Here is an 8427-nt window from a genome sequence, read left to right as displayed (position 1 = left end):
TGCTTCAGCTAATGCAATTTTTGCATCATCACTAATTCTTTGTGCGCCAGCATTTTTTAAGATACGACCGACTGGTGCGATTGGTAATTCACTCATAATTACACCTCCAATTAAATGATAGTATACAATAGTATATAAAGGTATCGGTAAAACTGAATAATAATCGCTCATATTATACCATAGTAATTGTTAGAATATGCTTTCGAATATTAGAAAAAAATATAGATATTACAAAAATTTAAAGGATACAAAATAGTAAGATTATCAAAATAAGAATGATAAGAAAAATAAAAAATTTATCTTACAATAATTCACTTTTAAGATATGTTGATGTCGCTTCAGTTATCTTCACGTCAACAAAAGTTCCCAACTCAACACCATCAATAATAACAGGAATATAAGAATTTGTCTTTGCTATATATCCTCCTTTAGAGCCCTTTTCAATAACCAGCACCTTTTGAACTGAATTTAGTAATTCTTCGTTTTCCCTTTCGGTTATTCTTTCCTTGATTTGAGATAAAAATTTTGATCTTTTCTTCATGATTTCACGGGGAATCTCAGGAAGGGATGATGAGATTGCTCCCTTTCTGTGCTGATATTTTGATAAATGTATTATGCTAGGCCGGATTTCCTCAAGAAGTTTTACAGTTTCATCAAAATCTTCATCACTTTCAGTAGGATATCCCACAATGATGTCAGTAGCCAATGTCACATCAGGAATTTCCTTTTTGAATTTTGATACGATGCCCCTGTATTGTTCCACTGTATGACCCCTTCTCATTTCAGACAATACCTTATCACTTCCACTTTGTACAGGTAAATGAATAAAATCATATACCTTCGGATGTTTCATTGCATCGATTATTTCATCAACATCATTTAAAATGTTTTTAGGGTGCATCATTCCAACACGAACACGGAAATCTCCCTTTAAATTAGCCACTTCTTTAATTAAATCAGATAGTTTTTCACCACTATCCCGGCCGAATGCGGCAGTATCCTGAGCAGTCAACTGTATCTCACATGCACCATTTTCAATCGCCCTTTGCGCTTCGCCAACAATATCTGCAATCGGATAGCTGTTTAGCGGTCCACGTGCAAAACGAGTGCAGCAGAATGTGCATGCACCCAAACAACCTTCACAAATCTGCAGGATATGAATCAAACTTTCATCTCCAACTTTAGGAACACAAACTTTGGATTCCTTTGAAAAACCGGTTTCACGAATGACATCACCGCAGTAAGTCGCATTAACAACACTGGCAGACTTATTCAGCTGATGAGGTCCGATCCATGAAACATCAGGCCCAATCTTGTCGAGTTTTTCAGGATCAATTTCAACCATGCATCCTCCGACAATGATTTTCTTGTCGGGATATTCCTTTTGGAGCTTTTGAATCCTGAAAGTCATCTTGTCTTCAGTAGGCAACTTAACATAGCAGGTGTTTACAATGACAATATCAGCCTCATCAATATTGTCCACAATATCAATGTCATTTGCCTGCAGATTGCCTGCAATAATCTGTCCGTCGGCCTGGTTGAATGTGCAGCCGTAAGATTCAATAAAAACTTTCATTCAGTCACTCTTTTTTGTTTTTTTAAATATGTTTTTGGTCAAGTCATAATCATAATTGTTAAATCTGACAGGTTTGGAATAAACCCTTTTTATAATTCCTGCCTTAGCAAATCCGGAAGTCAGCTTTCTTTCCTGGGTTTTAATGACGTGCACCTTAACAATATGATTTTCGATTTTAACAATATCTCCAGGAGCTATTTCAAAATCCCTTTCAAGGTCAAGCTTATATGAATCGACTTCACCATGAAGGTCAACTGAAAATCCTATACGTGCAGGAATCTCAACAGAAGATGCCCAAATGGTGTTAACATCTTCAAGACTGGATTTTTCCACCCTTTTGTCCCCCACTTCAATGCTTGTAACTTCAACCTGACCGAATTCAGTCAGTAAAGTATCCCCAGTTCTAAGCTCATCGCTTGGGGACAAATCAATGGTAGTTTTGTGAGATTTGTCCTGCTCGGAAATAATCAGCCTGTAAGGTCTAGGCTTTTTAAGAGAAATTGTATTCTTATAAACGTGACCACAATCCTCACACCTAAGTAAGTATTCCTCGGTGAATTTCTTCTTTGTTGTTTTTTGCTTTGAATTCAAAATTTCAATATCATCAGAACCACAAATTGGACAATCCATTTTTATGCCTCCTTATCAGAATTATTCAGATAATGGTTAACCAACCCACCATCTTCCAAAATAGATAACATGAACTCTTTAAATGGTTCAAAAGTCTTTGACTCGCCAGTAGTTTCATTAACCAAGGTTCCTTTTGACAAGTCTATGTTAATAATATCTCCATCCTTGGCTTCAATGTCTGAAACTATTACAGGCAAACCTATATTTATTGCATTTCTGTAAAAAATCCTTGCAAAAGATTTGGCGACAATTGCACTTACTCCAGCTGTCTTAATAGCTACAGGAGCCTGTTCCCTTGAAGAACCGCAGCCAAAATTTTCATCAGCAACTATAATGTCTCCTGATTTAACGTTTTTTGTAAAATCCGGCCTTTCTCCTTCCAACACATGGTCGGCCAAATCCTGAGGATTGAATGTTCTCAAATACCTTCCGGGAATAATCACATCAGTGTCAATATTTTCCCCGAAGGTCCATGTTTTTCCTTTGATAATATCCATAAGTATCACAGTAAAAGTTAATTAATAAAAAAATGAAGTATTCAGGAGTTTTCCCGAATACGAAAATAGGTGATTTTTTTGTAAGTTTAATTTTTCTCAGCTTTAAAAGGTTTTGAAAACTCTTGTTCCACACCTTCACGGTACATTGAATTAAATGTACAGAATGGAATGATTCTGCCGTCAGGGGTTGCATAATGAATAACACATTTTTTAACCCTTTGTTCATCAAAGTTAAACGGATCCATGAAGTGCATACATGAAATAAGCATTGAATCTTTAGAAAAGTCACCTAAAGCATCATAATCCCCTTTAACAAAAACATTCAATAGGATTCTTTTGATATCCAAATCTTTAGGGGTTCTGCTAGTGTGAATAATTTTAGCAAGGTTTTTGGTTAAACCTGCAAGAACCCTCTTACGAGAACCGAATTTACCCTCTTTAAGTTTTTCATTGTATTCCTTTAATTTGTTAGCCAAATCATCAACATCAATGAAATCTGTAATTGGAATCAAATTGTCCTTTCCGTCACCTTCAGTTCTTTCTCTGAAAACATAAGTGGCGATTCCACAATGTTCATGACAGTTCAGGGTCACCTTAGCTGAATCTTCACCGTCAAGCAAAGAGATGAATTCTGCAATTGGCTCAACAAAAGATGGCGGATAAAATGCGGAAGTCGGAACCTGACCATCTGTTTCCTCTTCAATAATATTAACAAAGTCAGGAATGGTAATCCTTTGCTCTTCCACATGCTCTGAAGGAGTTCTTCCGGAAAATGAAACCGGCTGGAAGTTTACGCCATAAATAATGTCATTATTATCGAAAGCAAACTTGATAATCTGGCCAACCTGATCATCGTTAACTCCCTTAACTAATGTAGGCACCAAAACTATTCCCAAACCTGCCTTTCTACAGTTTTCAATAGCCTGAATTTTATCAGGAAGCAAATTTCTTCCCTTATTCTTGATGTAAGGTTCTGGAGTTACGCCTTCAAAAGAAAGATAAACAGTGTTTAATCCGGCTTCTTTCAATTGTTTTGCCAAATTCTCCCTTTTCGCCAATCTGATACCGTTAGTAGCTATTTGAACGTGAGTGAAACCCTCTTCTTTTGCCATTTCAATAAGTTCAACTATGTCTTTTCTGACGGTTGGCTCTCCACCGGCATATTGGATAGCCGGACATGGATGAGGCTTCAAACCCCTTAAATTCTTAAGCATCTGTCTGATTTCTTCTTTTGTAGGCTCATACAGATATCCCGCAGCAGCCGCATTAGCAAAACAAACAGGACATCTTAAATTACATCTGTTTGTAACATCAATCAAACCTAAAACAGTTGATGTTTCGTGTTTTGAACACAATCCGCAATTATCAGGACAAGGAGCAGCATCATCAACACAAGGATTGTCAACACCGCTGATTGTAGGAACATAGTTGCTTGCCCTATCATATAACTCTTTATCGCTCCAATAAGTGTTTATAAACTCCCCATGCTCATCACAAGTTTTTTTGATAAAGACTTTGCCGTCCTCATCATAAACTTCAGCCTCAAGAGTTTTACCGCACTCTGGACATAAACTTTTTGTACTCTTTAATTTCAAAAAAAATCACCTTTTTTAATACTAAGCAATATTAGTATAAACTTACATAATATAATATATTTAAAACAATTTAATATTTAAATATTATTAATTATATAGTTTATATAAATCCAATATGAGAGGGAGTAAAAGTAAATGACAATCGATTTCCAAATAATATTAATAACCCTGCTAACAACACTATATTTCATCCTTCCGGCATACTTTGCAAATGGAGGTGCACTCGTGTTTGGGGGAGGAACCCCTATTGATTTTGGAAAAAGCGATTCAAATGATGTTCGCTGGGTTGGAGACGGTGTTACATGGAGAGGAATGATTGTTGGAACAATAATAGGTATGATTACCGGTGCCGTTCAGGGATACATTGCCCCAATGATTCTTCCATATATCGGATCTACTCTCGCCCCTGTCGTGACCAGCGTATCCAATGGATTGTTGATTGGATTTTTACTTGGTTTCGGAGCCCTTTTAGGTGATGCTTTAGGCAGCTTTTTAAAAAGAAGACTTGGAATTGGAAGAGGAAAACCTGCACCAATTCTTGATCAGTTAGATTTCATAATATTTGCATTGATTTTAGTTTCACCAGTTATTGAGCTTAATTGGATATTTATTGTTTTGGCTCTGCTGTTGACATTGTTTATCCATTTAATAACAAATACCTGTGCATATTTACTTGGTTTAAAAGACGTGTGGTATTAATTAAGGTATTTTTCCATCATTACAGCGGTTCCAACTGCCGGTGCAACGGTGCACTCATCATCTGTTAAAATATCCCCCATTGATTTGACTTTTAAACCTAAAAGCTCTGCTGCTTTTTTATCAAGAATATCTTTTCCAAGGCCGGTTGTTACTATCAAATCCAGATTTTGAGTTTCATGAACCTGTTTTAGACCATCAGCAATCTGTTCCACCTGCTTTTGATGAATGAATCTGCACATCTCAGTGATGTCATCCATTGAAAGCATTTCCAAATCCGCACAGACCACACGGGCAATTCTTTTTGCACAGTCCAATTTGGATTTGCCCTCACCGTCAAATGTATCGCAGATATAGTCTTTTTCAGTGATTAAATCCAAAACAGTGTATACATCGGCAGTTTGTGCAAACAGTTCACTGGCTACCCGATACTCTTTACCATTCAATTCAACCTTATCAAGGAAGCTTGCTAGATTGGTTCTTAAGGTACCTGTGTAAACCAATTCTCCAGTTGCAGACCTGTCAAAATCAGATTTTCCAATAGCGCATTCCTTTCCATCCTTAACAGGTATGATATCTGTTGTTGTGCTTCCCGTGTCGATGAATATGCAGTTATCGGAAATCAGTGTGGCAATCTGAGCGGTTGCAATCCAATTGGCCGCAGCTGCCTTAAGGGGAGCCCTTTCGATTTCTGCCCTGGACAGCATCCCATCAACGCCTACATATGCTATCGGACAGGAAAATGTCTCCTCACATTTTTTGACTACATCCAAAACTCCGTCCTTTTTGGTATCGTATGCATCCACAAGTTCCGCAGTCATGGAAATGCCTACCGCATCAATTTCAGATACCGGACAGATATTTTCAATCAGCTCCACCAAAACGCGTGACAAATCATCATTGTTGCTCCACATCGGAAGATATGCAAAATCAACTTCCATATTTTCAATTTCACCATTCTTAAAGTCGATTACGGCAAGGTCGGTGTTTGCCCCGCCAATGTCAAATCCTGCAATTTTCATAAATTACAATCTCCTTATTTCCAATGAATCGGCAGATTTTATAAATTTAACTTCACCGTTCAAGGAAGTATCCAAATCATCAATGCTGATTTTTCCGTCAATCAATTCAATGATACTTTTGCCTATGTTGAAATTACAAATTTTTCTCAAACCGACATAAGGTGTTGTGAATCTTGAGTTGATTTCCAAAAGATAAACCGAATAAACATCTTTCTCATCAGCATTGATTAATAAATCAACACCGACAAAACCCTTAATGCCTCCAATGGTTTCAACGGCTTTGGCAGCTATTTCAAATGCCTCATCGCGATATTTGCTTTCATAAGGAATCTTTCCACCGAAATATGTTCCTTTAGCATTTCCAATAGTGATATATTGTTCGTTTAGACTAATAGGAAGTGCCTTTTTGCCATCTGAAATCAGACTGACACTTATATCGGTTCCCTGAATATACTCCTGAACAATTATCCTTGAACCCGGCGGGAAAATCTCTTCCAGATCATAAGACAAATCGGCAATATCATTGATTACTACGATATTTTCACAGTCAACACCAATCAATGGCTTGATGATTAACTTGAGCGGAGTCAATGGGTCTTCGGATTGCCATTTTTCATGCAAATTTTCGATTGCCCTTTTCCAATATCCCTTTGGGTCTATCTTAAACTTAAATGACCTAGGCTGAGGGATTTCCATTGGAAGAGCGTTATAAGTTTCATATTTATTGGAAGTCTTGAAGCATGCCTCCGCTGAGGAGGTATATGTTTTTACATCATTTTCCTCCAATATTCTGGTTATATCGTATAGGACATTGCCGGTCTCTGCAGCAATGAAAATAGCATTTTTAAAGTCTGCCGCATTACCTTCAAGCCAATCCACAATATTTTCATCAATCAAAATAGGATTGACATTACTGAAATCCTTGACAATATCCTCATAGGATTTGTTAATCACCAAATCAACATTAAAGTCTGACAAGTCATCCAATAGTGCAAAAATCAATTCCTCCGCTTCGGAAATTATATTCTTTTCCTTTTCACCGGAAGCCGTAAAATACTCAAATACCAATATTGAATCATTTTCGTTTATCATAAGTAATCATCATACCTTTTAATTTTAAATCGTCAGCCGGAAAACGCATCTTCTCTCCATCAAATACCATATGAATTAAGGAGTCATTTTTATCTTCAAATTCAGCAACTGTAATGTCCTCATCGATTGCAGCCATTTTTCTTGTGAATGAAGCCATGATATCTTCAGGAGCCTTAATGTCAAGAAGTCCCTTTTCATAATACTCCTCAATTGCATCAACTGTCACTTTGGCCGAATCCCCCATACCGTATGGATTTGGAGCTTTTTTCATCCTGTCTGCAAATTCTCTGTCATTCAATATCCTATTTGCATTTTCCAAAATTAAATCCTTATCTGAACCGACAAGAATATTTCCGCCGGCAGCGACTGTTTCGGGGCGTTCGGTATTATATCTCAATGTAAGGGCAGGCACATCAAGTGTTATTGCCTCTTCCTGAAGACCTCCCGAATCGGTTAAGATTAAAGTTGACTTTGAAGTCAAAAGCAAAAAGTCAAGATACCCCAGTGGCTTTATTATATAAACATGGTCCAAATCGTTTAGCTCGTCGAACAAACCGAAGTTCACCAGCGTGTTTTTGGTTCTTGGATGAATCGGGAAAATGATGTTCATGTCGCTCAATTCCTTTAGGGCAGCGATAATGCTTGTAACCCTTTCCTTAACGTCAACATTTTCAGCACGGTGCATTGTCAATGTCAGGATATTGTCCATGTTCCCAATATCCAAGCCAGCCAGAGACTCATCTTCAAATCCTCTTTTTTCAGCTATCTCCAAGTGCCTGAAACAGGCATCAACTACAGTATTACCGGTAATGATTAGGTTTTCATGTGAAAAGCCTTCAGCAAGCAGATTGATTGCTGAGTCTTCTGTTGGAATGAAATACATCGCAGAAACGATATCCGCCACCCTGCGGTTTATCTCTTCAGGCATGGTCATGTCAAATGACCTGAGGCCCGCTTCAACATGGCCAACTGCAATATGCAACTTGCCGGCCACAAGAGCACCTGCAAGTACAGCATTGGTATCTCCCTGAACAAGCACAATATCCGGTTTTTCTTCAAGGAGCACTTCTTCAATGCCTTTCATCATCAATCCGGTCTGTTTTCCATGAGTGCCTGATCCAACATGAATATTATAATCCGGAGTTGGAATCTCCAAGTCCCTAAAGAAGTTATCGGACATTTCCTTGTCATAATGCTGGCCGGTATGTAAAACTATCTGGTCAATGCCCCTTCTTGATATCTCATCAATAATCGGAGCCATCTTAATAATTTCCGGCCTTGTTCCCAAAATTGTCGCTATTTTCATTTGTATCACGTTA

9 protein-coding genes are annotated in these 8427 nt (G+C 37.7%); 1 reads left to right on the top strand and 8 read right to left on the bottom strand.

What is annotated here, in order from left to right:
- The 5 genes from QZ138_RS07220 to tes all read right to left on the bottom strand — a co-directional run.
- Positions 1-96: histone-like protein (locus QZ138_RS07220; protein ID WP_292888036.1), on the bottom strand; the 96-nt coding region annotated here is incomplete at its 3' end.
- 205 nt (positions 97-301) lie between these two features.
- A complete protein-coding gene (locus tag QZ138_RS07215; protein WP_292888027.1) occupies positions 302-1576 on the bottom strand; it encodes a tRNA (N(6)-L-threonylcarbamoyladenosine(37)-C(2))-methylthiotransferase in 1275 nt (424 codons plus the stop codon).
- Positions 1577-2206: an HVO_0476 family zinc finger protein gene (locus tag QZ138_RS07210; RefSeq protein ID WP_292604447.1), complete on the bottom strand. Its 630-nt coding sequence runs from the start codon at positions 2204-2206 to the stop codon at positions 1577-1579.
- Between the two features lie 2 nt (positions 2207-2208).
- Positions 2209-2703: a homoaconitase small subunit gene (gene hacB / locus QZ138_RS07205; RefSeq protein WP_292604445.1), complete on the bottom strand. Its 495-nt coding sequence runs from the start codon at positions 2701-2703 to the stop codon at positions 2209-2211.
- A gap of 86 nt (positions 2704-2789) precedes the next feature.
- Positions 2790-4298 carry a tetraether lipid synthase Tes gene (tes, locus tag QZ138_RS07200; protein WP_292888024.1) on the bottom strand — a complete coding sequence of 503 codons (1509 nt, stop codon included), beginning with the start codon at positions 4296-4298 and terminating at the stop codon, positions 2790-2792.
- Positions 4299-4433: 135 nt separating this feature from the next.
- Between tes and QZ138_RS07195 the strand changes: the two genes are divergently transcribed.
- On the top strand, positions 4434-4997 hold the full coding sequence (locus QZ138_RS07195; protein WP_292888021.1) for a CDP-2,3-bis-(O-geranylgeranyl)-sn-glycerol synthase: 564 nt from the start codon (positions 4434-4436) through the stop codon (positions 4995-4997).
- Here the strand turns inward: QZ138_RS07195 and QZ138_RS07190 are convergent.
- From QZ138_RS07190 to wecB, 3 genes are read right to left on the bottom strand one after another with little or no spacing between them, the layout of a single operon-like run.
- The gene (locus tag QZ138_RS07190; RefSeq protein ID WP_292888018.1) at positions 4994-6016 is read right to left on the bottom strand and encodes a hydantoinase/oxoprolinase family protein; all 1023 of its coding nucleotides are present in this window, start codon (positions 6014-6016) and stop codon (positions 4994-4996) included. The genes QZ138_RS07195 and QZ138_RS07190 overlap by 4 nt on opposite strands.
- Before the next feature lie 3 nt (positions 6017-6019).
- On the bottom strand, positions 6020-7108 hold the full coding sequence (locus QZ138_RS07185) for an ATP-grasp domain-containing protein (protein ID WP_292888016.1): 1089 nt from the start codon (positions 7106-7108) through the stop codon (positions 6020-6022).
- Positions 7092-8414 (bottom strand): non-hydrolyzing UDP-N-acetylglucosamine 2-epimerase, encoded by a 1323-nt coding sequence (wecB, locus tag QZ138_RS07180; RefSeq protein WP_292888013.1) that lies wholly within the window; start codon positions 8412-8414, stop codon positions 7092-7094. Before wecB ends, QZ138_RS07185 begins: the two co-directional genes overlap by 17 nt.
- Positions 8415-8427: the final 13 nt, after the last annotated feature.

The organism is Methanobrevibacter sp. UBA212, assembly GCF_905233225.1.
GTDB lineage: Archaea > Methanobacteriota > Methanobacteria > Methanobacteriales > Methanobacteriaceae > Methanocatella.
Note: the sequence above shows the minus strand (reverse complement) of the source record. Positions and strands in the feature narration are given on the sequence as shown.

Excerpts from the sequence above, each read along its gene's own strand:
- QZ138_RS07215 (WP_292888027.1), bottom strand. The coding sequence starts at position 1,576 with ATGAAAGTTTTTATTGAATCTTACGGCTGCACATTCAACCAGGCCGAC.
- QZ138_RS07210 (WP_292604447.1), bottom strand. The coding sequence starts at position 2,206 with ATGGATTGTCCAATTTGTGGTTCTGATGATATTGAAATTTTGAATTCA.
- hacB (WP_292604445.1), bottom strand. The coding sequence starts at position 2,703 with ATGGATATTATCAAAGGAAAAACATGGACCTTCGGGGAAAATATTGAC.
- QZ138_RS07195 (WP_292888021.1), top strand. The coding sequence starts at position 4,434 with ATGACAATCGATTTCCAAATAATATTAATAACCCTGCTAACAACACTA.
- QZ138_RS07190 (WP_292888018.1), bottom strand. The coding sequence starts at position 6,016 with ATGAAAATTGCAGGATTTGACATTGGCGGGGCAAACACCGACCTTGCC.
- QZ138_RS07185 (WP_292888016.1), bottom strand. The coding sequence starts at position 7,108 with ATGATAAACGAAAATGATTCAATATTGGTATTTGAGTATTTTACGGCT.
- wecB (WP_292888013.1), bottom strand. The coding sequence starts at position 8,414 with ATGAAAATAGCGACAATTTTGGGAACAAGGCCGGAAATTATTAAGATG.